Origin of the sequence: Desulfosporosinus lacus DSM 15449 (assembly GCF_900129935.1) — a bacterium.
Taxonomy (GTDB): Bacteria; Bacillota; Desulfitobacteriia; order Desulfitobacteriales; family Desulfitobacteriaceae; genus Desulfosporosinus; species Desulfosporosinus lacus.
The window spans coordinates 263171-287256 of the sequence record NZ_FQXJ01000003.1; the positions used below are offsets into that span (position 1 = coordinate 263171).

Here is a 24086-nt window from a genome sequence, read left to right on the forward strand (position 1 = left end):
GGCACACCCGGCGACCTTGAAAGAATGTTGGTGGATTGGGTGTATTTGTAGAATTTCCCCTATCCCACAGTGGGAAACGTAGAGAATTACTAAGATAGGCCCAGCAAAATAAAATTTCTGCTGGGCCTAATTTCTGCCCATTTTTAAATACGACTATTATTTCCGACAAGGGATGGCAGTGGTGTTTTATTACCTCACGCAAAGTTACTCCTTCAGGTTTGTTCGCTTTATCTGTCTGTAGGTCTCGATAAAAGCCCGAACTGCTACTTGTTCATCATCGGATAAATCATCGTAATAACTATCTAATTTATGGGTTGAAAGAGTGTAACTAGATTCGGTAGGAGCCTCGTCGTCTATCACAGTGAAATCTTCCTCCGGACTGTGGCCTATGATTGGACTATCATAGGCTGGTGGTTCTTGACGTGCGAGTGCCGCATGAAGTATTCCGGGCCGCAGATTGAGAACCTTAGCTATTTGATTCATAGTATTATAGTCTCCTTCATCCGGATCGAGGCGCTCAAGATTGTTGAGAAAATCCAAAGAGACATCTGCTCTTTTTGATAGTTCTGGCAGAGTTATCCCTAATTTTTCAAGTCTATTCTCGATAATGGTGAAGAGTGCTTCACCTGTTAGACAATCAAATGAAACGTCCAACGCTTCTGATAGCTTTTCCATTGTATCAAGAGTTGGGTTTGTTACAATTCCATTTTCCATTTCACTTATAGTCGTTTTTGATATGCCTGATTTCTCAGATAAAGCTCTCAACGAAAGCTTTTTTCCCAAGCGGAATTTTTTAATATTATGTCTTAATAACATTAAGAACGCCTCCAATTCAAAGATTCGATATATCGTACGATATACTTAGTATATCACTATGTCCGATAAAGTAAACAGAAAAAACAGGGCAAGGTGTATCAATTTACCAGTTCGACAAAACGTTACAACTATTGATGAGTGTTAGATATAATGATACAATTCTAATGGGGGTGAGAAATATGAACAAGATTAGGGAAATAGCGGATGTAAAGAATATGAAAATTAGTGAAATTGTTAGAAAGACGAAGTTGTCAAAGTCTTTTGTATACGAAATCATTAATGAAAACAGCTATCCGACTATTCCGACTGGGCAAAAGATCGCAAGGGCACTAGGGGTAACTTTGAATGATGTGTTTCCAGCAGAACGTAAGGTAGGTGGGAACACAAGTGCCTGATCAATAACAAAAAGACCCGCAGGTGCTCCAACACCAAGCAGGTCAAATACAAAATATGACTATTTAGATTATACCACAAGAAGTATGAATTGGAGGGTAACGATGAGTAATCTAATTCCTGTCGAGTATCAAAATAGAATATTGGCTACAGCCCAATTGACCGATGCGTATGCAACAGATACTGCGATTATCAGTAAAAACTTCAACCGCAACAAAGACCATTACGGGAGCGTGGCTTCATGCGAAATCACTCAACACTGACAGAGCCTGGAAAGCCTATGAAACGCTGGTCGACGATTACTATCGAGTGATGGATGAGATTAAGGGTGTGGCAAAAGTACAGTCCCTGACGTGGGACAAAGTGGTTTATTTAATGCTTGTTTTCAACTTCAAATTAAACGAATCGCAACGCATCACAAAATGGAGGATTCCGTTAACATGGACAAACAGTTAAAGCCAACCTCTATCGAGGATATTATGATTACCTCTTTGCAATCCATGAAAGATATTAAACTCAAACTGGCTCAGCACGAGGAAGACACCAAGATGTTAACCGCCAAAATGGAAATAAGGTCTATTGATTATTTCACGATCGCTGGCTACGCAAGCATCCGTGGTATCAAGGTCGATATAAGTCAGGTTAATCGCCTAGAGCAAAAGGCTATGAGGCTTAGCCAAGATTACGGAATAGCAACGGGTAAAGTTACTGATCCAGAGTTAGGTGATTTCAACACCTATCATTTGTACATTTTATGCGAGGTCTTTGATTCAAGATAGGCTGAAAGAAGAACTCGGCCTAATAAGGAGTAGGCCCCCGAGAGGTGAATACTTATGGAACTAGACATTAGCTTTGGGAAGTACCGTACAGACTTAAATTGGAACGTTGAATACTTGGAGTGGGGTGAGTTCGTCACCCGTCTAAAAAAGGTCAGACACACGCCCGAGACAATGGCCGAGTATGACAAGATGAACAGTACCGCACGTAGCAACGTCAAAGACGGTCCAGCATTCGTCGGCGGACTTGTCCGGGGAGGGCGCCGGAAAAAGGAGAACGTAGACACCCGTAGCTTGATCACGCTGGATGTGGATCACGTTACCGACGATTACTTTATGATTTCAGCAGATCTTGTCCTTGGCGGCTCAGCCTTTGCGATCTACTCTACGCATAGCCACAGGCCGGAGAAGCAGAAGTACCGTTTAATCATTCCAGTTAATCGCGCTATGAATCCCGACGAATACGCAGCAATAAGCCGTAAACTGGCAGAGCAGATTGGAATGGAATATTTCGATAAGACCACATTTCAGGTTCATCGGCTCATGTACCTACCAAGCTGTAGCAAAGACGCAGAACCCATTCTGGAGGTTTACGAAGGGGCTCCACTGAGTGTCAATAGTATTCTGTCAGAGTACGGCGATTGGCGGGACCCTTTGCAATGGCCACGCCATGTGGATGATAAAGTCCAAAGGAAAACGGGCTCGGGGATGGAAGATCCTAAATCAAAACAAGGAGTAGTGGGTGCGTTCTGTCGCTGCTACTCTATCAGCGAAGCCATAGAGATTTTCCTAGCGGACTCATACGAATCGACAGACGACAGCTTGACAAGGTACACGTATGTCGGCGCGAGTAGTTACGGAGGACTGGTCGTCTATGACGGCGATACCTTTGCCTACTCCCATCACGAGAGCGACCCCTGCAGTGGCAGAGAGGTTAACGCCTTTGACCTAGTACGATTGCATAAGTTTGGCAGCCTGGACGACAGTGCGAGTGATAAAACTCGTATTGATAGACTACCCAGCCATACAGCCATGGCTACGCTCGCCGCACAAGATGGCAAAGTAAAGCGCGACCGATTAGCCGAGCTGGCGGAGGACTTCGACAGGGTCGAGGATGAAGAGGCCGATGCGTGGATTGAACGACTAAAAACGAACCACAAGACGGGACTTCCTTTGTCCACAGCAAATAATGCAGAGATCATTTTAAGCAATGGCCCGTTTAAGAGTGTTCTGGCCTACGATGCCTTCGGAAATACAGAAGTTATTCGTGATGTTTTACCGTGGCGGAACAGGGAAAGACCGCAGGAGGATTATGAGCCTTGGATGGGATCGGATGACCGACGAATGGAGCACTGGTTTGGTAAAACTTATGAAATCAAGTCCGGGGGTGTTATAAAAAACGCCTTCACGGAAGTTACGCATACTAATAGGTTTCATCCTATAATTGAGTACCTAGAGGCGCAGCAGTGTGACGATATACCAAGAATGGAACGGTTGTTTATAGATTATTTAGGGGCAGACGATTCGGGTTATGTTAAAGAAGTAACGAGAAAAATGTTTATCGCGGCGGTCAAAAGGCTTTATGAGCCAGGCTGCAAATTTGATTATATGCTTGTGTTGGTAGGCCCGCAGGGAGCCGGCAAGAGTACGATCGTCCAAATGCTAGCGCGGCGCTGGTTTAGCGATTCGCTTAAAACCTTCGACTCTAAAGACGCGGGTGAGCATCTTCAATCGGCATGGATTTTTGAGTTTGGTGAGCTGGCGGGCATGACCAAAACCGAAGTAGACGAAATAAAGCAATTCATAACGAAGCGCAGCGATAAATATCGGGTGGCTTATGACCGGGTCATCACGGATTTTCCACGGAAGTGTGTATTCTTCGGAACAACGAACAACATGGATTTTCTAAAGGACCCGACGGGAAACCGCCGCTTTTGGCCAGTCGTGATTGACCCAGAGAAGCGTAGAAGAAGTATATTTACCGATCTTTCTGAATACGAGATCGGACAGATATGGGCAGAGGCTCTGCAAGCGTACAGAAGTGGTGAAGAACTTACACTCTCACCGGAGGTCGATAAAGAGGCCGCACGTATTCAAGGGCTGCACATGGAGGACGACCCTCGTACCGGATTAATTCAAGAGTGGCTCGAGACACCCATAGAAGATGTGTGGGGTAAAGTGGTGGAAGGCGGGCCACTCCGGAATCGTGTGTGCGCATCCCAGGTATGGGCGGAATGCCTACACAATAGAGCAGGGTCAATGCGTCCCTGGGAAGCTAGAGAAATATGCAATATTCTGCGTCGAATACAGGGGTGGAAAGAACGAAAGAACAGGGCCCGCATACCTGGTTATGGCTTACAAACTATCTTCGAAAAAAGTATCAGATAGCCTTGATGTTTACTGATACTTATCTGATACATCTGATACAAAAATGTAGCAGTTGTATCTACAAAGTATCAGATAAAATTAGTGCATCTGATACACCCCAAACCTAGTTATACCAAGGGATAGGACCCTGTTGTATCAGATGTATCAGTAAATTATCTATTAAAGATAAAAGTAATTATACAGGGTGGTATATATATATAACCCTATGTAGAACGCGTATTATGCACATACACGTGTGTGAGAGATTATGTGTTACAAGGATTTGAAAGGGTGAGCGTATGCACAAGAATACAAAAGCAATCGAGACAAGATATAAGGGGTACCGATTCCGTACAAGACTCGAAGCCCGGTGGGCAGTATTCTTCGACGCACTCGGTGTGCGGTGGGAATACGAGAAAGAGGGATTTGAATTAAGTACCGGTGATCTATACTTACCAGACTTTTGGCTGCCAGACGATAAACTATGGGTTGAGGTGAAGGGCGAGCAACCCGATGATCGATACCACGGCATGCTTAGTGATTTCAGCGAGGATATGAATTGTGCAGTGCTACTAGTTGTTGGGATACCTTGGGAGAATCAGGCTTGCCTTTTTGCACGCGATTCCACTGACTGTGGCGCTGGGTGTTATGACAACAAGAGGGTTGATATATTCGCTGTGGATAAAGGTAGACTGCAATTGATGACAGATAAGGATTCGAGGGTAGATCGGGATCGTGTTGTCTACGCTGATTTTTGGGAAAGCATACTAGACATAGGGTATATGCCAGATCCCATTATTTTACCAATCGTCGGGATGGCTATAGATGTCGCCAAATCCGCAAGATTTGAGTTAGGAGAAACATTGTAGAGAATCAGAATTAGACACAGACTAGTCTCAGGTGGATCGCAATGTACGCCACATGTGATGACTGTCATGACTCGTGTAACTTTGCCTATTTGCTTGAGGAGGAAGAGACAAATGATTGATGTAGATAAGCTGCTCATAAATTACCATGAATTGAAGCGTAGTCTCGGCCTCTTGGAATTTAAAATTGAAAACTATGAGATGTACAGGATAAGTGCAGAGAGGACTATCGAGGAAATGACGTTCACAAGTCCTCAAGGCGAGCGCGTATCAAACAGCGGGGTGTCGGATAAAACGTCGAAGATCGCTCTAAAGTATAAAAGTGTTACTGAGGAGAACAATGAAGAACATTTAGCGGAATTAGTGGAGCGCTATAAGGGCCAAAAATATGAGCTCGAGATACTAGACCTTTGCATATCCTTATTAGAAAAGGAACAATCTAATATAGTAACGGACTTGGTTATCAGCGGGATGAATTTCGTTGAGACTGGGGCCAAGTACTATATGTCTAAGACATCTGTAAGAAGGCACTATAAAAAGGCTATAGTAGAGTTAGGTAAGATGTACCAGAATTATATACCCAACAGTAAACAGACAGGGTAAGTGTACTCTTTCGTACCGAATCGTACCGACATGGAAGAATCAACTGTGCTATAATTAAGATGTGGAAATAACTAATAGAGGCTCTTGGACAACACGTCCGAGGGCCTTTTGTATTTCCGATCTCCTCTCTCTTTTTCTATAAAGCGCGGCCTTCGGGTCGCGTTCCTTTTTTGAGATGATGGCTGAGACCTTTTGCTATTAGGAGGGCAATTATGAGTAAATGCCGACGTTTTAAAGCAACCGAAGTGGGGTTCCTCGTGAGCTGTGTTAACTGCATACGTTGGAACGGAACCCGGTGCAAGGATGAGAAAATAATACTCTATGAGGAAACCATGGAGTTTGAAAAATATGACCGTATGATGCGTGAAAACAAAGGCGTTCAAGGGCCTCTTTAGACAAATTTAATAACTAAGCAAACAGTAGTGTTTAATGTTCAAAATCAGTATAGGCATCTACGGCTTCGGTAAGCATTTCTCTCCAAGAACTGAAATTGGTAGTCTTCGACACATGAGCATCAATGTCTTCATCTGAGATCGCCTCGTAATCCTCTTCCGAATTAACTTCAAATCCACCGGATGATAGTAGATCTTCGATGGATTCATACTGTGTATACAGTTTCATAAATTCAGTTGTAAAAAGTTCGGTAAATGAAATCGAATCTTGTGGGTTCTGTAGGCTATTGGATTCATCTACAATATTGTCACATCTTATATTTTCCACAGTTTTAACCTCCCGCCCGAGTGGTTATTTTTAAATGATTTTCACAGAGAACTCATGGGGGTATTGAAACAAGGTTTACTTTACAGCTTTAGTATTACTATTTCTACACGATTCAATCAGCGTTTTTTTACGTTAAGGAGGAAAAAATGGACATACAGAAAATACCCGCAGAACAATTAATGGCGGCAAAATACAATCCCCGCAAAGACCTTAAGCCTGGTGACGCAGAGTATGAGAAACTCCGTCGGAGCATTGAAGAGTTTGGGTACGTTGAGCCAGTTATTTGGAATAAGCGAACCGGAAACATCGTAGGTGGACATCAACGATACAAAATTTTAACTGAACAGGGCGCGACAGAAATTGACTGTGTTTTGGTGGATATGGATGTGCAAAAAGAAAAGGCTCTAAATATAGCGCTCAATAAGGTATCCGGCGATTGGGACGCTCCACTTTTAGAGGACCTGTTAAAAGACCTCAGCGACAGCGGCTTTGATGTTTCTCTCACGGGTTTTGATCTAAGTGAATTGAATGTTGATTCTGACCCTACGAGTGAAGACGTTGAAGAAGACGACTTCGACGCGGATAAGGCACTGGCGGATATTAAGACACCAATGAGTAAACGCGGCGACGTTTGGCTCCTCGGGAAGCACCGACTGATGTGCGGGGATAGCACGTCACATGAAGATGTGGGAGTTCTTATGAACGGCAAAAAGGCTCGGCACGTTTTCACGGACCCGCCTTGGAATGTTGACTATGGTTCGAGTACCAATCACCCAAGTTGGAAGTCACGCTCGATCCTAAATGATAGTATGCCAACCGATCAATTCAAGGAATTCATGGAGAAAACCTTCAGTGCCATGAAAGCTGTAAGCGAACCGGGCTGCATGACCTACGTGGTCATGAGTGCGCAGGAATGGGGCAGCCTAATGAATGTTCTGACCGACGAGGGCTATCACTGGTCGAGTACAGTCATTTGGAAAAAGGATTCCTTAGTCTTATCTCGGAAAGACTATCACACGCAGTACGAACCGATATGGTACGGCTGGCTGGAAGGTAGCTCCAGGCTTTGTCCTCTCGTGGATAGAAAGCAGACCGACGTCTGGGACATCCCAAGGCCGAAGCGATCGGAGGAGCATCCAACCATGAAACCAATCGCACTGGTAGCAAAGTCGATCCTTAACTCAAGTCATAAAGGCGATCTAGTACTCGACTTGTTTGGTGGCTCCGGGACAACGATTCTCGCAGCTGAGCAGACAGAAAGAGTGTGTCACTCGATGGAGTTAGACGAGAAATATGTAGACGTTATAGTAAAACGATATATTGAAAGCGCTGGCAGCAATGCTGGTGTTTTTTTATTAAGGGATGGGAAGACGATATCCTACCAAGATGTGGGTGAGTAAGTATGCCAGCGAGAGCACTTAGGCCCTGCAAGCAGCTTGGCTGCCTCCAACTAACAAGGGACGCTAACGGTTACTGCGATGAACACAAACACACTGTCAGTGAGTATGACAGGCAGCGTGGATCGGCTAGGCAGCGCGGTTACGATAAGGCCTGGGAAAAGCTGCGAAAGGTCTTTCTTTGGGAGAATCCTTTGTGCCACGACTGTCTACTTGAGGAAAAGTTAACCCCCACACAAGAAGTTCACCACATCAAGAAGATACGAGAGCACCCGGAGCTACGGCTGGTTAAGAATAACCTCATGGGTTTATGCAAATTTCATCATAACAAACGAACAGCAAAGGGAGAGTAAATTTTATATAGCTCTCGACAAGCACAGAACTCCACTGTGCTTTTTCTTATACCTAAATTTGGGGGTACAGTATATGAACTGCAAAAATTGCGAAGGGGAGTTTGAGTCCAAAAGAAAAACACAGGTGTACTGTTCCAACACATGCAAGGAAAAGTGGAGATCTAAAAATAGGGTAAGAGAGCCAAAGGGTCTGATTAACACCGTTTACACTTGTAAATATTGCGGCAAGGAATATCACCCTAAGACTAAAGATAGAAAGACGTATTGTTCAAGAGAATGTTCTTATGCCGATAAAAAAGCAAAACCAAAAGTCAGACCGAAGGTAACGTGTGCAGTTTGTGGTAAAGAATTTGAAGGCAGACCAGACAAAAGGTATTGCTCCGAAGGCTGTAAGAAAGAGTTAGTCCGACGTAAGCATAGGGAATATTGGACATCAAAGAAAGCGGCTGATGTGGTTAATGAATTCATCACTAAGAATTGCAAGGAGTGTGGGGATACATTTACCACAAATTTGTATGCAAGCCGAAGGGTGTTTTGTTCTGATAAATGCTCTGAGAGAAACCAAAGGCATACCCCATCGGCAAGACTCAGACACAAACGGGATAACCAAACTCGTAGGGCTAGGTTGAGAGGGGTCAAGATAGAGAGTTTTAATAGTATAGAAATATTCGAGAGGGACAATTGGTGCTGCCAAATCTGTGGTGAGAAGGTGGACGCTATGTTACCACACCCACACCTAATGAGTCCAACACTCGATCATATAATACCCTTGGTAAAGGGCGGGACGCACGAAAGAGAAAATGTGCAGCTCGCTCATTTTATTTGTAACTCAAGGAAGAGTGGCCAATATCCATACCTTACCAGGGGGGCATAAATTCTCTACAACATCAAAAAGCAGGACCGAGGTGCCCCTTAGCTTGTAAAAATATCCCTTAATTAAACCCCGAGGGGGTACGGAAGGAGGGAAATCAATGGCAGGTAGGCCACCAAAGCCGATCGATGTGGTTGTATTGGATGGAAAGAAACACCTAACTAAAGCAGAGATCGAAGCTCGAAAGAAACTCGAAGATAAATACCGCCCTAACATGGACAAAGTCGATTGTCCGGATTGGCTTGATGCAGAGGCAAAAAAACACTGGGCGTTGTTAAGCGCCGAACTCCAAACACTTAACCTATTAACCAATGTTGACGTGGGTGCGCTTGCGATTTGCTGCGATGCGCTTTCTAAATATATAAAAGCGAATCTTGAAATTGAGAAACATGGGATGTTGGTGACGTACACAAACAAGGGCGGGAATAAAAACATTGTACCCAACCCATATGTTGCGCTATCGAATAAATACAGTGACGTCTATAAACGATACTGCACAGAGTTTGGATTGACGCCTGCGGCAAGACTGAAATTGGCTGCTCCTAAAGAGATCGCCAAGCCACCAACGGAGTTTGAGAGGAAATTTGGTGCAGTATAATGTCACTCACGGTAGAACTCATCGAGTATTCTGAGGCCGTTCTATCCGGCGAAATAATCTCTTGCAAAAAGCATCAATGGGCCTGTCAAAGATTCTTGAACGATATAGCCAACCAAGGGACCGAAAGGTTCCCTTTTGTTTTTGTCGAGGAAAACGCTGAACGATTCCTTGATTGGATGAGACTCTTCAAGCACCGCAAAGGGGTCCTTAAAGGCCAAAACATTGAACCGCACATCATTCAAAAGTTTGTGTTTGGAAACATCTACGGCTGGATTCATAAAGACACCCGCTACCGACGATTCAGTAAAGCTTACTGGCAAGTTGGCCGTAAAAACGCCAAATCACAATCTTTAGCCTGCGTGGGAAGCTACGAGCTGATGGCCCTTGGGGAAGGAACTTCCGAGGTATATTGCACAGCGACCAAACGAAAGCAAGCCCGGATTGTCTGGGAAGAAACCGAAGCCATGCTCCTGGGATGCCCCGACTTGAAAGGAAAATTCAAAATAGCCTATGGTCAGATCAAACACCTAAAGACGGGGTCCATCATGGACGCACTCAGCAAAGAGGATGAGAAAACCGGAGACGGCCTGAACCCTCAATGCGGGGTCATTGACGAATATCACGCACATAAAACCAGTGAGATGTATGACATCATTGACAGCGGTATGGTTGCAAGGCCTCAACCCTTATTGATGATCATAACCACCGCCGGATTTGACCTAGCCCATCCGTGCTACTCGGTTGAATATAAGCTTATTTCGCACATACTGGACCCGGACAACCCTTATGTAAACAACAATTATTTTGTCATGGTTAATGAGATCGATGCTGACGACGATATAAAAGACGAAGCGGTCTGGGCAAAAGCCAACCCAATTGTATGCAGCTACCCCGAGGGCGTTGAGTCGATTCGGCGAAGGCTTGATCTAGCGTTGGAAGCACCTGAAAAGATGCGAGACTTTCTAACAAAGACCGTCAACCGCTGGGTACAAATGCGAGAGTTTGGGTACATGGACCTAAGCAAGTGGAACCGATGTGGACAAGCCTTTGACATAGAGATTCTGCGGGGTAAAAACTGTATTATTGGCGTTGACTTGTCGGCTACATTAGACCTAACCAGCGTAGCCCATGAGTTTAAAATCGAGGGTAAATATTATGTATTGTGCCATTCCTTCATGCCGGAGGAAAAACTTCGAGAAAAGATAGCGACGGATAAAGTCCCCTACGATTTGTGGGTGGATCAAGGCTGGATCACTCTAACCCCTGGCGAAGTTGTGGACTACGCCTTTGTGATGGAGTACATCAACTCCACCGCCAAAGAGTATGGCTTTATACCCAAAGAGCTTTGCTACGATAAATGGAACGCTAACATGTTCGGTACGGAAATGACCAATCAAGGCTATACATGCGTTGACATCCGACAGGGAATGCCGTCACTTGGAGAACCCACTAAGAATTTCCGGGAAGAAGTATACAAGGGAAATCTAGTCCACAATAACAACCCAGTCCTAGCATGGGCGGTGGGAAACGCAATCACTAAGATGGCTCCTAATGAAACGTTTATGTTGGATAAGTCAAAATCCACCCACAGAATTGACCCAATCGCCGCAATAATTAACGCACACTGTCGCGCGGCAGTCATCGAAGAACTATCGATCTACCAAAAACGCGGGATGAGAAGTTTGCTCTAGGGAGGGGGTGATAGGGTGAAGTTCACCGAAAAAGTTAAGCTATTATTCAAGAACAACATGGACGATTATATAAGAGCATTTATAACCGGAGATGACCTAGACAACCCATCCTACGGAGATGCTTTGATGGACCCATCCACAGCCTTAAAATACACGGCGGTTTTTGCTTGCAACAAGGTACTCGCAGAGACATTCGCCTGTATGCCCGCTATGCTTTACCGAAAGGATCAAAAGGGTGAGCGCGAAGCCGTCAACGACCTCGCCATATATGACATCCTTCACTATAAACCGAACGAAGAGATGTCACCGTTCAATTTCAAAGAGGCGTGTATGACCTCACTGAACCTAGGAGGTAATTCAGTCTGCGAGAGGCTCGTTAACGGAAAAGGGCAACTCGTAGGGTTGTATCCTTACCAACATGCCTTTGTGGATATTTCGAGGAACCCTAGTAACAAAAAACTCATTTACACTATCCGGGATGGCATTTCCAAAAAGGAGCTGACAAGGGATCAAATATTCCATGTTCCAAACCTGAGCCTTGATGGAATCGTTGGCCTTTCACCGATTTCATATGCGTCTTCAGCGATCCGTCTAGGTATGTCGTACGAGCAATTTGGTGTCAATTTTTATAGAAATGGCGCAAACCCATCCGGTTCCTTTGATATCCCAGGCGAACTTGGAGAGGAAGCGTTCAACCGACTCAAGATTGAGCTTAAGCACAATTATTCAGGGTTAAAGCGCACGGGAACCCCGATGCTTCTTGAGGGTGGGATGAAATTCACCCCCCACACGATCAACCCGGTCGATGCCCAATTGTTAGAGAGTAAGTCGTTTCAAGCCGAGGATATCTGCCGCATCTACCGGGTCCCACAGCACTTAATTCAACTTCTTGGGCACTCGACCAATAATAACATCGAACATCAAAGTCTCGAATTCGTCATGTACACTATGCTCCCGATCTTCAAACGGTGGGAAGAGAACATAAATATGCAGCTCCTTACTGATAAGCAAAGAGCTGCAGGGTACTATATAGAGTTCAAAATCGACGCCTTACTTCGAGGCGATGCGGTGAGCAGGGCAACTGCTTATGCGCAAGGCAGGCAGTGGGGTTGGCTCAGTGTTAACGACATTCGCAAACTTGAAAATATGTCGGCTATACCGAATGGTGACATTTACACTCAACCCCTAAATATGGGTGAGGCAGGTAAAATCCAAGTGGCCGACCAAACCAAAGCCATAGTTGATTCGATCTATAAAATTATTACCAATTATAACGAATCCTAAAATATGGAATTGGTGTTCGTTTTTTGGTAGTTGAAAGAGTAAACTGACTAAATTTTCTAGTTAATGTTGCATTGATTCTTTTTCGTGATTAATCGTTTCTGGAATCCTTTCGAGCCATCCTGCTTCAATCATTAAATCCGCACCATTCTTGGCAAAGCGTAGTAGTTCAGTAATAAAATCACCGAATATTGCACCCAAGTCAATTCGAGCTGAATGTATTAGGGCAAATCCGTATTCAACAATGATAAACGCAGTAACTACAGATACATGGCTTAAAATTAGCTTATCACTAATAGGAGATTCTTTAGAACCTGTAATTAAAATATCGGCCACTGAAGGATGGGGTATATCCACGTCCGCTAAGAGAGAACCTAGAACTTTTAATTGCTTATCTCCTATTCTAAGAGCTTCATCAAGATAGTCCTTAACCTTTTCAGACTTAGCAACTTGTTTGAGTCCAATATTTAAAATTCTTAGTAATTTCTTCGTTTCCATAGTCGAGAAAATATGACTAATTTCTAATGCATTTAAAGGTCTCTTATCTCCAATAAGCATACCTATATTTGTGCCAAAATATTTTTTATCATGTACAAAATCCACTCTGTCTGGAATAACAATGTGGGGGTGTTTTATGGAAAGACCTTTTGCTAAAAGTATATCGGTGGCTTTCTGGACTATCTCTTGAGATTTATCTATACATTCGAAGAAATAATTACGAAAATCGGGACGAGAAGAAATAGTTAAAGCGTTGGCATAATCGATTAAAACAAACCTATGCATAAGTCTAGTGTACGACAATGTAAATGATTCGGCGAATAACTGTCTAGCATTGACATCTACATCTTTATCGCTAAAAGCTTCGGGAATAGGATGATTAATCGAACTATAGATATCCTTCATATTTTTTACCCGTTGGCTTGAGACATCGAGTGCAAGTTGTAAGACAGAATGAATATCAGGGTCTTTGGAATTAGCGACAAAGCTTTTGAGGAAACAAATTGACTGACTTTCTGCGAAGTAACTCACCCAAAGAGATGCAATCTCTGACGACGTTGGCATAATGTTTGCTAAATTATGCTGAACAGGTGCAAAAGAAACTTGTTGAACCTGACCTTGATTAGATTCCTCAAGATTATTCATATTTCACTTCTCCTTAAAATTTAAGTATATCGGTTTCTATTCTAATGTTATATTGTGCTACCTTTAGTAGTTGTTAATACAGGTATTTATAGGGTGAATTGTCAATCGAGAGTAGTTTTAGAATGAATGACTTAACCCATTGTTTATATACGACACTTGCATAAATGCAAGATATTATTTTAGTCTGGCAAATCGAGCTGACCCCAGTATTACATGATTAGGAATACTAGGGTTTGTGGTTTGGTAGCTATATATTGTTTAACTTAAGCACCTTCTGGGTGCTTTTTGTTTTGCCCTTGAAAGGAGGTGAGAAAGTGGCAAAAAAGGTGAAAGCTAAAAAGAAGTTCTGGGCATTCAAAGAAGTGGCTGACAATGCAGGCGAGTTAACCATTTATGGAGAGATTGCGGATTCACAAGGTGGCTGGTTTAGCGATGGGAACGAAATAACCCCTACGTCATTCAAGGCAGAACTCGATGCCCTAGGCGACATAACAACCCTCAACGTTTACATGAATTCCCCTGGCGGAGATGTCTTTGCAGGTCAAACGATCTATTCACAGTTAAAAAGGCATAAGGCCAAGATAAATATGCACATCGATGGTCTGGCTGCTAGCATTGCCTCAGTCATCGCTATGGCGGGTGACACAATCCATATGCCAGCGAACGCCATGATGATGATTCATCATCCCATGAGTGGAGTTTACGGAAACGCCCATGAGATGCGGGCTATGGCCGACACGTTGGACAAGGTATGTGAGAGCATCCAAGAAACCTACCTAACTAAAGCCTTGGACATGAAACGAAAGGATCTTGTTGCGTTACTTGACGCGGAAACTTGGTTAACAGCCCAAGAGTGCCTAGATCTTGGACTGTGTGATGTGGTGGGAGAAGAAAAAGCAATTGCCGCCAGCGTTAGAGACTTTGAAATCCTTGCCAAGTATAGAAACACCCCTAGATTTATTGCGGTAAAGGACGATCCACCCGCATCTATCCCGTTGATCGACCCAGTCGAACCAGACACAACACAAGACGTTGCAAAAGCAAAAGCGATTTTAGCCTTGGAGTGTGAACTCTAAAGGTTTTTTTTATGCCCAAAAATAGAAAGCGAGGCACAAGGATGAATGAAATGGAACGATTGTTGGCCCTAAAAGCTGCCTTAAAGGCCAAAGCTCAAGGCATTACGGCAAAGGAATCGGCGACCACCGATGAAATCAACGCTGTACTTGCAGAAATTCAAGCGGTCAATGCCAAAATTGACGTTCAAAAACAAGTGGATGTGATGGATTCAGAGGAACTTAAGGCTGCAGCCGAAGCAAAGAAAGCAGTCAACGAGCCCCTATGGGCGCAACCAAAGGACCACACAAAAGTGTTATGGAAGAACAACAGTGAATTCCTTACAGCTGTCTTTAATGCGTCCAAACAAGGCGTAGCCCCAGACCCACGACTGCTCATGCAAAATGCTGCTTCAGGAATGGGAGAATCAGTCCCATCCGACGGAGGGTTTCTTGTAGGCGAGGATTTCGCCAAGGAGCTGCTCCAGAGAACCTACGAAACAGGTATCTTAGCATCAAAGTGTCGTAAAATTCCGATCAGTCCAACGTCGAACTCACTCGAAGCGAATGGAATCGACGAAACAAGCCGAGCCAACGGATCACGCTGGGGTGGAATTCAATCGTACTGGGAAAACGAAGCCGATGCCTTGATCGGATCAAAGCCGAAGTTTAATAAAGTTGGCTTAAAGCTCAAGAAACTAACCGGGCTTTGCTACGCGACCGATGAACTTCTCCAAGATAGTACCGCCCTAGAATCTATCATTGGTCAAGCGTTCGCAGAGGAATTTGGCTTTCGGATGGACGATGTCATCATGAATGGTCTCGGAGCAGGGCAACCTCTTGGCTATATGAAAAGTGGCGCACTTGTCACCGTCGCAAAAGAAGCTGGACAAGCTAACGGTTCGATCGTGACACAAAACGTCTTGAACATGTGGGCGCGCTGCTGGGGAAGATCCCGCCAAAACGCAGTGTGGTTAATTAACCAAGACGTCGAGCCCCAACTCAGCCAAATGACAATTACGGTAGGCACCGGAGGCATCCCAGTGTATATGCCAGCGGGCGGAGTGTCCGGAGCGCAATATAGCACTCTGTTCGGTCGTCCGGTGATTCCAGTTGAGCAAGCTAACACTGTAGGATCTCTTGGCGATATCTCCTTGGTGGACCTTTCACAGTATCTGTTGATCGACAAAGGGGGACTCAACGCCGCATCTTCGATTCATGTGCGGTTCCTTTACGATGAGAGTGTTTTCCGTTTCATTTACCGAGTCGATGGTCAGCCGATCTGGAAGTCAACACTCCAACCTTTTAAAGGAAGCAATACCCTTAGTCCATTCGTTACATTAGCTGCGCGCTAGTAATTAAGAAACCATGAGGAGGAAACAGATCGTATGATTGATGAACTAAACCATGTAGTAAACGTCTTGTCCCCTGCAACGAATGTCTTTGGAGGAGCAGTTCCAACCAAAGTGATTAATATGAAACAATGGGGCAGCGCTTGTTTTATCGTTCAGTGCGGTGTCGGCGCAGTGGGAACGGCCACAATAACGGTCGAGGCTTGCAGCGATGCTACTCCCACACTCACCACAGCGATTCCTTTCCTATTCCAAGAGTGTGTTACAGGCGATACCTATGGCCCGATTACCCAAGCTCCCGCGACGGGATTCACGACCGCAGCTGCGAGCAACAAAGTCTATAAGGTATTTGTACGAGAACAATCTCTCGCACTGACGGGGTATAGCTATGTGCGACTGAAGTCGACTGAGGTCATCGTTGGGGCAATCGCAGGCAGCGTTGTTGCGATCTTGAGCAAAGGAAGATTTATAAACGAAGTACCAAGTACGGTCTTAGTTTAATCATATTTCGTATTCAGGGAGCAGGGTAACACCTGTTCCTTTAGTTTAGGGCGGTGATAAAGTGGACTATAACTTAACCTTAATGACACCCCCTGCTGCAGAGCCAGTGAGCCTACCCGTTGCACGAGCTCATCTAAGACTCGATACCAACGATGACGATGCCTATGTGAACTCGTTGATTATCGCAGCGAGAGAGTATTGTGAAACCTATCAAAACAGAGCGTATATCACTCAAACATGGGAGATGGCCCTTCCGAGTTTTCCGCTACGCACTATCACGATTCCGAAGGGAAGACTACAAACCATCGAACAAATTTTTTATAAAAATGCAGCCGGAATCGTAACCACGTTAATTCCTGAGATCGACTATGTCGTAAGTCATCGCGGAATATTGGGGCGGGTTTGTCCTCCCTTTGGAAAAGCTTTCCCATACGAACACCTTTACCCCTTAGACCCAGTCGTGGTGAGGTTTATGTGTGGATACGGCGATACCTCCGAGACCGTCCCAGCTAGAGTGAAACAGGCCATGTTATTACTGATCGGCCACTGGTATGAAAATAGAATGGCGGTCAGTGAGCTAAGAACTGGCGAAATAAGCTTTGCAGTAGCTGCCCTGTTAAGCCAGGAAAAAATAGTGATGGTCTAGGCGGGGGGAGTCTATGAACATTGGAGAATTACGTAATAGAATCGAAATTCAAAACTATATTAGGACTCCGAATGAGGTTGGCGAGGAAGTAAAACAGTGGCAAACCTACATTAAACTGTGGGCCAAATTTGAAACCAGTCTTGTAAAGGAACAAGTACAGGCTGGTAAGAACAGCGAAAGCGTCGTTCACGAAATCGTTATTAGATATCGGAATGATCTCGATTCGACCATGCGAGTGGTGTATAAAGGTAATAATTACAACATCAATCATGTGGTCAATGACCAAGAGCAAAATATTGAAACGCACCTATTTTGCACCCTCATAGAAGAAGGTGTCTACAATGAGTAGTTTTGAACTAAACGGGCTAACGGAGTTTGAACGAGATCTTATGCGGGTCATTAATGAGACGTTCCCGAATGAAGCTAAAAAATTCATGCGGAAACAGGTTAATGATGTAAAGACTCAAGCTAAACGTGACACACCCGACGATACAGGATTCACGAAAGCTCATTGGAAAACCGCGACCAAGGGTAAGAGGCGCTCGTCTGTAAGATTAGTTGAATCGACTGTTACAAACAACGCTCCCCTCTCCCACTTAAACGAACATGGGCACCGGATAAGCAACCAATATGGGGAGTATGGATTTTATCCGGGGGTCCATATGCTTGAAAAGGCAGTTATAAAAAAAGAGTCCGAATTCGCAAGGGAAGTAAGTGCCTTTATAGCGACAGCCTTGGAGGAATTAGACCTATGATCGGATATGTTGATATAAAACGATCAGTCATCGATGTCTTGAAAACAAAGGTAAGCACGATCAAGACTGTGGCCACTGAGGAATTAAACGGGTTTAAACCCCCTGCTTTTTTTGTGCAATTGATGCCCATTAGCGATACACCCTCTATAGACTACGAAGAAAAACTTCTGACGGTCAACATCCATTACTTTTCAGAGGAAAAGACAGACCTAGCAAACCTGAAAATGCTGGACCAGCTAAACACGGCATTCTTTAATGTCCTAAAAATAGGGGATCGGGTCATTACCCTGAAAAGCAAGCGACACCAACTCATCGACAATGTTTTGCAATTTAAGTTTGAATTGGAATTCTTAACGGATATAGACGTCGTGGAAGTCAACGACGAGTGGCTCATGTCAACGGAGCTTGACGACAGTCTAGGTTATTCCGAAGAAACAGTCGAGTTAATGCAAGAACTAGATTTAAAGGAGGAGTAGTCAACTATGGGGTTACCCCAAATCAATATCAGGTTTCAGACACTCGCTGTAACGGCCATCGCTCGAAGTGCCAGAGGGATTGTTGCGCTGATCTTAAAAGACTCCACCAAGGAAACCTTTGACACGAAAATCTATACCGACGTTACCCAAATCGACCCCTTGGACTGGACGGCAGTGAATCTCGATTACATTCAAAAATCGTTCCTTGGCTCACCGACCAAAGTAATCGTCGAACGAATCGATGCAGAAGCTGTAGATTATAGCGCTGCCCTAGCAAGGTTAATCAACAAGAAGTGGAACTACCTCGCCATACCCGGCATACTTACAGCGGATGTTGCCACCATCTCTACTTGGATTAAATCACGCAGGGATACGGATAAAAAGACGTTTAAGGCTGTATTACCGAACAGTGCGTCCGACCATGAAGGAATCATCAATTTCACAACAGACAATATCCTTGTGGACGGAGAAACCTATACAACCGCCGAATATTGCGCTAGAATCGCAGGTATTTTAGCAGGTTTGCCATTCACACGAAGCTCCACGTACTTCGTTCTTCCCGAAGTTGAGAGTATCAGTGAGACAACCACACCTGATGACGACATCGATGCAGGGAAGCTAATTTTAATCAACGACGGTGAGCACATCAAGATTGGTCGAGGAGTGAACAGTCTAACTTCTACAACTGTTGCCAAAGGTGCCAAGTTTAAGAAGATTAAAATCCTAGAAGCGATCGATCTTATGCGCGAGGATATCCGCGACACTTTTGATTCTGAATATGTCGGGCAGGTCAACAACTTCTATGACAACAAAGTTCTCTTTCTAACAGCGGTCAACGCCTATTTCAAGGGTCTGCAAGCGGATGAAGTCCTAGACCCAAACTTCACTGCGCTGGCCGAGATCGACTTGGATGCACAAGAGTTATTCCTCCAATCGACCGGACTCGATACCAGTAAGCTAACAACAGCTCAACTTAAAGAGTACAACACAGGGAGCAAGGTCTTTGTCCGGGCAAGTGGAAGCCCTCTTGACGCTATGGAAGACTTAGACTTTTCAATGTTGATCGTGTAGGAGGACTAAAGCATGGCAAAAATTAGAGGGAATAATCAAGTCAATGGCACCTGGGGGCAAGTGTGGTGGGACGGAGAACTGGTCTTTGAATTAGAATCCTTTGAGGCAAAGGTCACCGCCGAACGGGAAGATGTAACGATCGGCATGGATAAGGACTCAAAGCTCGTTGGCCTGAAGGGTGAAGGAACTCTCAAAGTTAAAAAGGTGTTTAGCCGGGGGAAAAAGAAAATTCTCGAAGCCTGGAAAAAGGGTGAGGACCCAAGAAGCACTCTCATCGGCAAACTCAAAGACCCTGACACTGTGGGAAAGCAGAGCGAACGGGTGTCGATCGGGAATGTATGGTTTGATGAACTAACACTGATTCAGTTTGAACAGTCCAAAAAGGGTGAGGATGAGTATAAATTCGGATTCACCGCAAGTGATGCAGACTTTATCGACACAATTGACATTGTATAGGAAGGAAACTGATCGTAATATGGAAGCAAAGAAAAAACTAACCCTTAGTGAGCTGATCTCGAATGCTGACAAGATCAAAGCAAAAAAGACTGAAACAAGAGAGCTCTATGTGAAATCTTTAGGCGCTACTATTACCATCATGAAGCCAAGTCGCACCACCGTCTTGGACTCCTATGAGATCGGTGAGGGCGAGGGGAACTCCTTCTTGGTTTATGAATGCGTCACTGAGCCAAGTTTTAAGGACACGGAGCTGCAAGCCGCTTTCGGAGTTACCGGGTATGACGTACTGGATCAAATTCTGGATTCTGGGGAGATTGATTCAATTGCGAAAGAGATCGTTGACTTTGCGGGGTATGGCAAAGACTCTGTCAGTGTCGTCGAAGCAGTAAAAAACTAATAAAAGGTAGTCCGGGACTGTACTTTCTGCACTATTACTTGCAGAAAGGCTTCACTCTGGACTACCTTTTGAAGTTATCGGGTCAAGAGAAGATATTTCTAGCAGCCAGCATGAACTTAGTGTTTGAAGAAAAAGCCCAAGAATGGAAGCAAGGTCACTTAGTCTATTTTGGTAAGTGACCTTGCTTTTTAGTGAGGTGAGAGCATGGCGGGGCACGTTATCGGGGCCACACTGACACTTAGAGATAATATGAGTGCCACTTTGCGAGGCGTAAGGCGCGAACAGTCTGCCTTTAGACAAGACGTCGCCGCCACCCAGAGAACCCTACGACAACAGATGGAAGTTCGGTTAAATGCAACGGCTGCCACTCGGACGATTTCAAGGATTCGGACGGCCATTGAACCCTTAAGATCTAGAATCGTAACTCAAGTGGCAATACGGGACAATGCTGCGCGGGAAAGACAAAGGATTCGCAACGAGATAAACGCGCTGGGCAGACGAGCGATTGCTCCCTTGGTCAGCATCCGAGACACCGCGAGCCGGGCTATCAGCGGCATCAGCAGTAAACTCGCCGCCTTGAGGACTGCCGCAGCAGTACCCCTGGTTGTCGGGGCAGCCGCTGGGGCTGGAGCAGTTGTTGCACTAAAAAGCGGGGCAATGCTTGAACAGCAGGAAATCGCCATGAAACATTTCATCGGGGTGAACAATCAAGGCAAAAGCGACGCAGATATAACGGATATGCGCGACAGTTATATAAAGGACTTGAGAAAAAATGCGGATGCCACACCGTTTTCAACATCGGAGGTTATAGGAGCAGGTGCAAGGGCTGTCAATGTCATGGGCGGGGACACGTCAGGGGCCATGGATTTAGTGAAACTCGCTGGAGATATGGCGGCGCTTAACCCCGGTAAGACGATTAGCGACTCGATGGAGGCCCTAGCAGACGCCAAGAACGGCGAGTTTGAGAGAATGAAAGAATTCGGATTTAAGATCAGCGCAGAAGAATTCAAAGGGTTTGTAGGCAAAGGCAAAAACGACGACATGTCAAATGCGGAAACCATGACAGCCTACCAGACGCTCGTTAGTAAAAAGTTAAACCCTTACTTTAAAGGCGGGTCGGAAAAACTATCTCAAAGCGGGTCGGGTTTGATGAGCACGATCACCGGTAATCTAGGCTCTAAGGTTCAGGACACGGGAAGGGCCATGCTTGAAAGGCTCAAACCGACCTTAACGACCATCATAGATTTGATTGATAAATACAGCCCACAAATGGACAAATTCGGGCTTAAGATCGCTGACGGGATCGGGTTTGCAGTAAGTAAACTCCCGACCCTGAAAAAGTATCTCGTAGATGCCTTTGAACTAGCCAAGCCGGTTATATCATGGATGACCGACATCGGCCTCCCCATGGTTAGAGATATCTTAGGTGGGGTATTGGAGAAGGCCACAAGTGTCTATGACTTCTTTAAAACAAACTGGTCCACCCTTGGTCCCTTTATTACAGGCATTGCCATTGCTTTTGGAGCCTATAAAGCAGTGATGATTGCGACGGAACTGGTAACCATCGCGGTCACTGCCGCCCAATTAGCCTTGAACTTCGCCATGAATTTAAATCCGATGGGGCTTGTGATTGTGGGCATCGGCTTACTAATTGGCGCTGGAATAGCCTTGTACCAAAACTGGGACATCGTTAAATCGAAAGCGTCGGAAGTATGGGTAACGATCGAGAACGCTTTCAAGACAGGTGTAAACGGGGCCATCGGTCTAATCAACGACCTCATCGACACGATCAATAAAATACCAGGCGTAAATATGCCCCTTGTCGCGCGGGTTAGCCTTAACACCTCGGAGAACAGCAGCGCGGAGGGTATGCGCTCCGCACGGGGTGTGGATGGGAGTCACGCTAGTGGCCTGAATTATGTTCCTTTCGATGGTTACATCGCCAAACTCCATAAGGGCGAGAGAATAGAAACAGCAAGCCAAAACCCATACAACGGTGGGGGCTCCAGCAAGAACGTCGTGGTCAACCTGAACGGAACAGTCATAAGAGAAGAGGCAGACGTTCATAAAATTGCAAATGCGATCATGCTAAAACTTGACGCGGCTGCCGCGAATATGTAAAGGAGGGACGGCATGGAATTTTGGCTAATACAAGGATCAGAAACACTACGCCTTCCGGTCCCTCCACCGAACTATTCAATTAAGAAATCGTTAAATAACAGCACGGTTACGGTTGAAGGTTTAGGCGAGATTGGTTTTATTGGCAAGCCAAAGCTGGCAGAGATACCTTCTCTAGAATCCTTTTTCCCTAAACGTAGTTATAGCTTTTGCCAGTACAAAACCTTTCCTGAGCCGAACGTTTGCACCGCCTTAATCGAAAAGTGGATGGCCAGCGGTAAGCCCATCCGGTATATAGTACCGGGAGCAATCAACACTGAATGTACAATTGAATCCTTTGAGTACGGGGTGCGGGACGGCACAGGCGACGTCTATTTCAGTTTGGCACTTAAAGAGTACAGGACGATAGTACTATGATTACACTTTACAGTTTGTACAACGGGGTCGTGAGGGATATAACCAAGGTTGTTAAGAGCATAAGCTGCTCAGGGGACAAAGCCCAAGCCGCGAGGAAATTAGACATCACACTCGCCTACCCGATTTGGGACAGGAACCAACCCCGGACACAAATCGGGCCGGGAACTAAGGTCTGGCTCCTGTTGGACGGAAAAGAGATATTTAGAGGCGTAGCTTGGGACCGGGAGATTAATTCAGCCTCCGAAGAACTGCCCTTTGTCGCGTACGATTATCTTATATATCTTACGAAATCCAAGGTGACATACAACTTTGTGAACATTACCCCGGAAGATGCCACAAAGAAAATATGTTCTGAACTAGGGGTGGAGGTAGGAACCATTGCGAGTACTGGGCTTAAGGTGAATAGGCTCATAGCACAAAAGACAGGCTATGAAGCCATTATGGAATTGTACACTCAAGCGTCGAAAACAAACGGAAAACGATACTTTCCGGTGATGGATGGTACAAAGCTGTGCGTGATCGAAAAGGGGCAGATCGTTGTGGATTATACGTTGCGATCTAGGCTTGACGGCGCGGGTAATAACCTCCTTAGCACCAGCTACCGAGATTCCCTTGAAGGAATGGTCAACAAAGTGAAAATCTATGACAATAAAAACAATTACGCCGGGGAAGTAAGTAACGCCAGTTGGATGGACGAGTATGGCCTATTGCAAGACAACTACACCCAAGAAGTCGACAAGGATAGTAGCGCAGTTGCCAAAGGAATGCTTACTGGCGTAAAGCGATCCGTGACCATTCCGGCTTTAGGGAATTGGAACTGCCGTACAGGGTATGCAGTCAACACCGAAATCGTTTATGTTGATATTCTTCAAAATGCGCTGATGTCCATTGATGGGGATACCCACACATGGGAACCCGGCACTGGCAGATATACAATGTCCTTAAGTCTCAGTTTTGGAAACGAATGAGG

30 protein-coding genes are annotated in these 24086 nt (G+C 45.1%); 27 read left to right on the forward strand and 3 right to left on the reverse strand.

Annotated features, from left to right (window positions below; all coding sequences use genetic code 11):
• Window positions 1-204: 204 nt before the first annotated feature.
• Window positions 205-816 carry an XRE family transcriptional regulator gene (locus BUB11_RS01350; protein ID WP_052693033.1) on the reverse strand — a complete coding sequence of 204 codons (612 nt, stop codon included), beginning with the start codon at window positions 814-816 and terminating at the stop codon, window positions 205-207.
• A 179-nt stretch (window positions 817-995) separates the two neighbouring features.
• Here BUB11_RS01350 and BUB11_RS01355 point away from each other — a divergent pair, with 179 nt between their 5' ends.
• The 7 genes from BUB11_RS01355 to BUB11_RS01380 all read left to right on the forward strand — a co-directional run bounded on the left by BUB11_RS01355 (window position 996) and on the right by BUB11_RS01380 (window position 6216).
• On the forward strand, window positions 996-1211 hold the full coding sequence (locus BUB11_RS01355) for a helix-turn-helix transcriptional regulator (protein ID WP_052693032.1): 216 nt from the start codon (window positions 996-998) through the stop codon (window positions 1209-1211).
• A gap of 102 nt (window positions 1212-1313) precedes the next feature.
• Window positions 1314-1472, forward strand: coding sequence for an ORF6N domain-containing protein (locus tag BUB11_RS26765; RefSeq protein ID WP_156146254.1), 159 nt, complete (start codon window positions 1314-1316; stop codon window positions 1470-1472).
• 177 nt (window positions 1473-1649) lie between these two features.
• A complete protein-coding gene (locus BUB11_RS01360; RefSeq protein WP_045573630.1) occupies window positions 1650-1988 on the forward strand; it encodes a hypothetical protein in 339 nt (112 codons plus the stop codon).
• Between the two features lie 1029 nt (window positions 1989-3017).
• The gene (locus BUB11_RS28115; protein WP_242947413.1) at window positions 3018-4373 is read left to right on the forward strand and encodes a virulence-associated E family protein; all 1356 of its coding nucleotides are present in this window, start codon (window positions 3018-3020) and stop codon (window positions 4371-4373) included.
• Window positions 4374-4651: 278 nt separating this feature from the next.
• Window positions 4652-5221, forward strand: a complete 570-nt coding sequence (locus tag BUB11_RS01370) for a PDDEXK family nuclease (RefSeq protein WP_052693031.1) — start codon at window positions 4652-4654, stop codon at window positions 5219-5221.
• 111 nt (window positions 5222-5332) lie between these two features.
• Window positions 5333-5821, forward strand: coding sequence for a hypothetical protein (locus BUB11_RS01375; protein WP_073027255.1), 489 nt, complete (start codon window positions 5333-5335; stop codon window positions 5819-5821).
• Between the two features lie 212 nt (window positions 5822-6033).
• The gene (locus tag BUB11_RS01380; protein WP_073027257.1) at window positions 6034-6216 is read left to right on the forward strand and encodes a hypothetical protein; all 183 of its coding nucleotides are present in this window, start codon (window positions 6034-6036) and stop codon (window positions 6214-6216) included.
• A 31-nt stretch (window positions 6217-6247) separates the two neighbouring features.
• On the opposite strand, the gene BUB11_RS01385 is transcribed toward BUB11_RS01380, so the two are convergent.
• Window positions 6248-6442, reverse strand: a complete 195-nt coding sequence (locus BUB11_RS01385; RefSeq protein WP_143159014.1) for a hypothetical protein — start codon at window positions 6440-6442, stop codon at window positions 6248-6250.
• A gap of 245 nt (window positions 6443-6687) precedes the next feature.
• On the opposite strand from BUB11_RS01385, the gene BUB11_RS01390 reads away from it, so the two are divergent.
• From BUB11_RS01390 to BUB11_RS01415, 6 genes are all read left to right on the forward strand, one after another.
• Entirely contained in the window at window positions 6688-7941 is a 1254-nt protein-coding gene (locus BUB11_RS01390) for a site-specific DNA-methyltransferase (RefSeq protein WP_073027259.1), read from the forward strand.
• 2 nt (window positions 7942-7943) lie between these two features.
• Window positions 7944-8291 carry an HNH endonuclease gene (locus tag BUB11_RS29010; RefSeq protein WP_073027261.1) on the forward strand — a complete coding sequence of 116 codons (348 nt, stop codon included), beginning with the start codon at window positions 7944-7946 and terminating at the stop codon, window positions 8289-8291.
• 73 nt (window positions 8292-8364) lie between these two features.
• Entirely contained in the window at window positions 8365-9165 is an 801-nt protein-coding gene (locus tag BUB11_RS01400) for an HNH endonuclease (RefSeq protein ID WP_073027263.1), read from the forward strand.
• Between the two features lie 97 nt (window positions 9166-9262).
• The gene (locus BUB11_RS01405; protein WP_073027265.1) at window positions 9263-9760 is read left to right on the forward strand and encodes a phage terminase small subunit P27 family; all 498 of its coding nucleotides are present in this window, start codon (window positions 9263-9265) and stop codon (window positions 9758-9760) included.
• Window positions 9760-11451 (forward strand): terminase large subunit, encoded by a 1692-nt coding sequence (locus BUB11_RS01410; protein WP_073027267.1) that lies wholly within the window; start codon window positions 9760-9762, stop codon window positions 11449-11451. The genes BUB11_RS01405 and BUB11_RS01410 overlap by 1 nt, the downstream gene beginning before the upstream one ends.
• Window positions 11452-11466: 15 nt before the next feature.
• Window positions 11467-12735 carry a phage portal protein gene (locus BUB11_RS01415; protein WP_242947414.1) on the forward strand — a complete coding sequence of 423 codons (1269 nt, stop codon included), beginning with the start codon at window positions 11467-11469 and terminating at the stop codon, window positions 12733-12735.
• 60 nt (window positions 12736-12795) lie between these two features.
• Here the strand turns inward: BUB11_RS01415 and BUB11_RS01420 are convergent, their stop codons facing one another.
• The gene (locus BUB11_RS01420; RefSeq protein WP_073027269.1) at window positions 12796-13875 is read right to left on the reverse strand and encodes a DUF3231 family protein; all 1080 of its coding nucleotides are present in this window, start codon (window positions 13873-13875) and stop codon (window positions 12796-12798) included.
• Between the two features lie 314 nt (window positions 13876-14189).
• On the opposite strand from BUB11_RS01420, the gene BUB11_RS01425 reads away from it, so the two are divergent.
• The 14 genes from BUB11_RS01425 (at window position 14190) to BUB11_RS01485 (ending at window position 24084) form a co-directional block, all read left to right on the forward strand.
• A complete protein-coding gene (locus BUB11_RS01425) occupies window positions 14190-14951 on the forward strand; it encodes a head maturation protease, ClpP-related (protein WP_242947415.1) in 762 nt (253 codons plus the stop codon).
• A 50-nt stretch (window positions 14952-15001) separates the two neighbouring features.
• Complete coding sequence (locus tag BUB11_RS01430; protein ID WP_084110150.1) at window positions 15002-16282, forward strand: phage major capsid protein; 1281 nt, start codon at window positions 15002-15004, stop codon at window positions 16280-16282.
• 33 nt (window positions 16283-16315) lie between these two features.
• Entirely contained in the window at window positions 16316-16780 is a 465-nt protein-coding gene (locus BUB11_RS01435; RefSeq protein ID WP_073027273.1) for a hypothetical protein, read from the forward strand.
• An 82-nt stretch (window positions 16781-16862) separates the two neighbouring features.
• Complete coding sequence (locus tag BUB11_RS01440; protein WP_143159015.1) at window positions 16863-17426, forward strand: head-tail connector protein; 564 nt, start codon at window positions 16863-16865, stop codon at window positions 17424-17426.
• 13 nt (window positions 17427-17439) lie between these two features.
• The gene (locus BUB11_RS01445; protein WP_073027277.1) at window positions 17440-17775 is read left to right on the forward strand and encodes a phage head closure protein; all 336 of its coding nucleotides are present in this window, start codon (window positions 17440-17442) and stop codon (window positions 17773-17775) included.
• Window positions 17768-18181, forward strand: coding sequence for an HK97 gp10 family phage protein (locus tag BUB11_RS01450; protein WP_073027279.1), 414 nt, complete (start codon window positions 17768-17770; stop codon window positions 18179-18181). Before BUB11_RS01445 ends, BUB11_RS01450 begins: the two co-directional genes overlap by 8 nt.
• Entirely contained in the window at window positions 18178-18657 is a 480-nt protein-coding gene (locus BUB11_RS01455) for a phage tail terminator family protein (protein ID WP_073027281.1), read from the forward strand. Before BUB11_RS01450 ends, BUB11_RS01455 begins: the two co-directional genes overlap by 4 nt.
• Window positions 18658-18663: 6 nt before the next feature.
• Entirely contained in the window at window positions 18664-19728 is a 1065-nt protein-coding gene (locus BUB11_RS01460) for a phage tail sheath subtilisin-like domain-containing protein (protein ID WP_073027282.1), read from the forward strand.
• Between the two features lie 12 nt (window positions 19729-19740).
• A complete protein-coding gene (locus BUB11_RS01465; RefSeq protein WP_073027284.1) occupies window positions 19741-20184 on the forward strand; it encodes a phage tail tube protein in 444 nt (147 codons plus the stop codon).
• 19 nt (window positions 20185-20203) lie between these two features.
• Window positions 20204-20581, forward strand: a complete 378-nt coding sequence (locus tag BUB11_RS01470; protein ID WP_073027285.1) for a phage tail assembly chaperone — start codon at window positions 20204-20206, stop codon at window positions 20579-20581.
• 38 nt (window positions 20582-20619) lie between these two features.
• Window positions 20620-20760, forward strand: a complete 141-nt coding sequence (locus BUB11_RS27965) for a hypothetical protein (protein WP_207650017.1) — start codon at window positions 20620-20622, stop codon at window positions 20758-20760.
• A gap of 25 nt (window positions 20761-20785) precedes the next feature.
• Entirely contained in the window at window positions 20786-22702 is a 1917-nt protein-coding gene (locus tag BUB11_RS01475; protein ID WP_073027287.1) for a phage tail tape measure protein, read from the forward strand.
• Window positions 22703-22714: 12 nt separating this feature from the next.
• Window positions 22715-23116: a hypothetical protein gene (locus tag BUB11_RS01480; RefSeq protein ID WP_073027289.1), complete on the forward strand. Its 402-nt coding sequence runs from the start codon at window positions 22715-22717 to the stop codon at window positions 23114-23116.
• Window positions 23113-24084, forward strand: coding sequence for an XkdQ/YqbQ family protein (locus BUB11_RS01485; protein ID WP_073027291.1), 972 nt, complete (start codon window positions 23113-23115; stop codon window positions 24082-24084). Before BUB11_RS01480 ends, BUB11_RS01485 begins: the two co-directional genes overlap by 4 nt.
• Window positions 24085-24086: the final 2 nt, after the last annotated feature.

Coding starts and splice junctions, on each gene's coding strand:
- BUB11_RS01350 (WP_052693033.1), bottom strand. CDS start 816: ATGTTATTAAGACATAATATTAAAAAATTCCGCTTGGGAAAAAAGCTT.
- BUB11_RS01355 (WP_052693032.1), top strand. CDS start 996: ATGAACAAGATTAGGGAAATAGCGGATGTAAAGAATATGAAAATTAGT.
- BUB11_RS26765 (WP_156146254.1), top strand. CDS start 1,314: ATGAGTAATCTAATTCCTGTCGAGTATCAAAATAGAATATTGGCTACA.
- BUB11_RS01360 (WP_045573630.1), top strand. CDS start 1,650: ATGGACAAACAGTTAAAGCCAACCTCTATCGAGGATATTATGATTACC.
- BUB11_RS28115 (WP_242947413.1), top strand. CDS start 3,018: ATGGCTACGCTCGCCGCACAAGATGGCAAAGTAAAGCGCGACCGATTA.
- BUB11_RS01370 (WP_052693031.1), top strand. CDS start 4,652: ATGCACAAGAATACAAAAGCAATCGAGACAAGATATAAGGGGTACCGA.
- BUB11_RS01375 (WP_073027255.1), top strand. CDS start 5,333: ATGATTGATGTAGATAAGCTGCTCATAAATTACCATGAATTGAAGCGT.
- BUB11_RS01380 (WP_073027257.1), top strand. CDS start 6,034: ATGAGTAAATGCCGACGTTTTAAAGCAACCGAAGTGGGGTTCCTCGTG.
- BUB11_RS01385 (WP_143159014.1), bottom strand. CDS start 6,442: ATGAAACTGTATACACAGTATGAATCCATCGAAGATCTACTATCATCC.
- BUB11_RS01390 (WP_073027259.1), top strand. CDS start 6,688: ATGGACATACAGAAAATACCCGCAGAACAATTAATGGCGGCAAAATAC.
- BUB11_RS29010 (WP_073027261.1), top strand. CDS start 7,944: ATGCCAGCGAGAGCACTTAGGCCCTGCAAGCAGCTTGGCTGCCTCCAA.
- BUB11_RS01400 (WP_073027263.1), top strand. CDS start 8,365: ATGAACTGCAAAAATTGCGAAGGGGAGTTTGAGTCCAAAAGAAAAACA.
- BUB11_RS01405 (WP_073027265.1), top strand. CDS start 9,263: ATGGCAGGTAGGCCACCAAAGCCGATCGATGTGGTTGTATTGGATGGA.
- BUB11_RS01410 (WP_073027267.1), top strand. CDS start 9,760: ATGTCACTCACGGTAGAACTCATCGAGTATTCTGAGGCCGTTCTATCC.
- BUB11_RS01420 (WP_073027269.1), bottom strand. CDS start 13,875: ATGAATAATCTTGAGGAATCTAATCAAGGTCAGGTTCAACAAGTTTCT.
- BUB11_RS01430 (WP_084110150.1), top strand. CDS start 15,002: ATGGAACGATTGTTGGCCCTAAAAGCTGCCTTAAAGGCCAAAGCTCAA.
- BUB11_RS01435 (WP_073027273.1), top strand. CDS start 16,316: ATGATTGATGAACTAAACCATGTAGTAAACGTCTTGTCCCCTGCAACG.
- BUB11_RS01440 (WP_143159015.1), top strand. CDS start 16,863: ATGACACCCCCTGCTGCAGAGCCAGTGAGCCTACCCGTTGCACGAGCT.
- BUB11_RS01445 (WP_073027277.1), top strand. CDS start 17,440: ATGAACATTGGAGAATTACGTAATAGAATCGAAATTCAAAACTATATT.
- BUB11_RS01450 (WP_073027279.1), top strand. CDS start 17,768: ATGAGTAGTTTTGAACTAAACGGGCTAACGGAGTTTGAACGAGATCTT.
- BUB11_RS01455 (WP_073027281.1), top strand. CDS start 18,178: ATGATCGGATATGTTGATATAAAACGATCAGTCATCGATGTCTTGAAA.
- BUB11_RS01460 (WP_073027282.1), top strand. CDS start 18,664: ATGGGGTTACCCCAAATCAATATCAGGTTTCAGACACTCGCTGTAACG.
- BUB11_RS01465 (WP_073027284.1), top strand. CDS start 19,741: ATGGCAAAAATTAGAGGGAATAATCAAGTCAATGGCACCTGGGGGCAA.
- BUB11_RS01470 (WP_073027285.1), top strand. CDS start 20,204: ATGGAAGCAAAGAAAAAACTAACCCTTAGTGAGCTGATCTCGAATGCT.
- BUB11_RS01475 (WP_073027287.1), top strand. CDS start 20,786: ATGGCGGGGCACGTTATCGGGGCCACACTGACACTTAGAGATAATATG.
- BUB11_RS01480 (WP_073027289.1), top strand. CDS start 22,715: ATGGAATTTTGGCTAATACAAGGATCAGAAACACTACGCCTTCCGGTC.
- BUB11_RS01485 (WP_073027291.1), top strand. CDS start 23,113: ATGATTACACTTTACAGTTTGTACAACGGGGTCGTGAGGGATATAACC.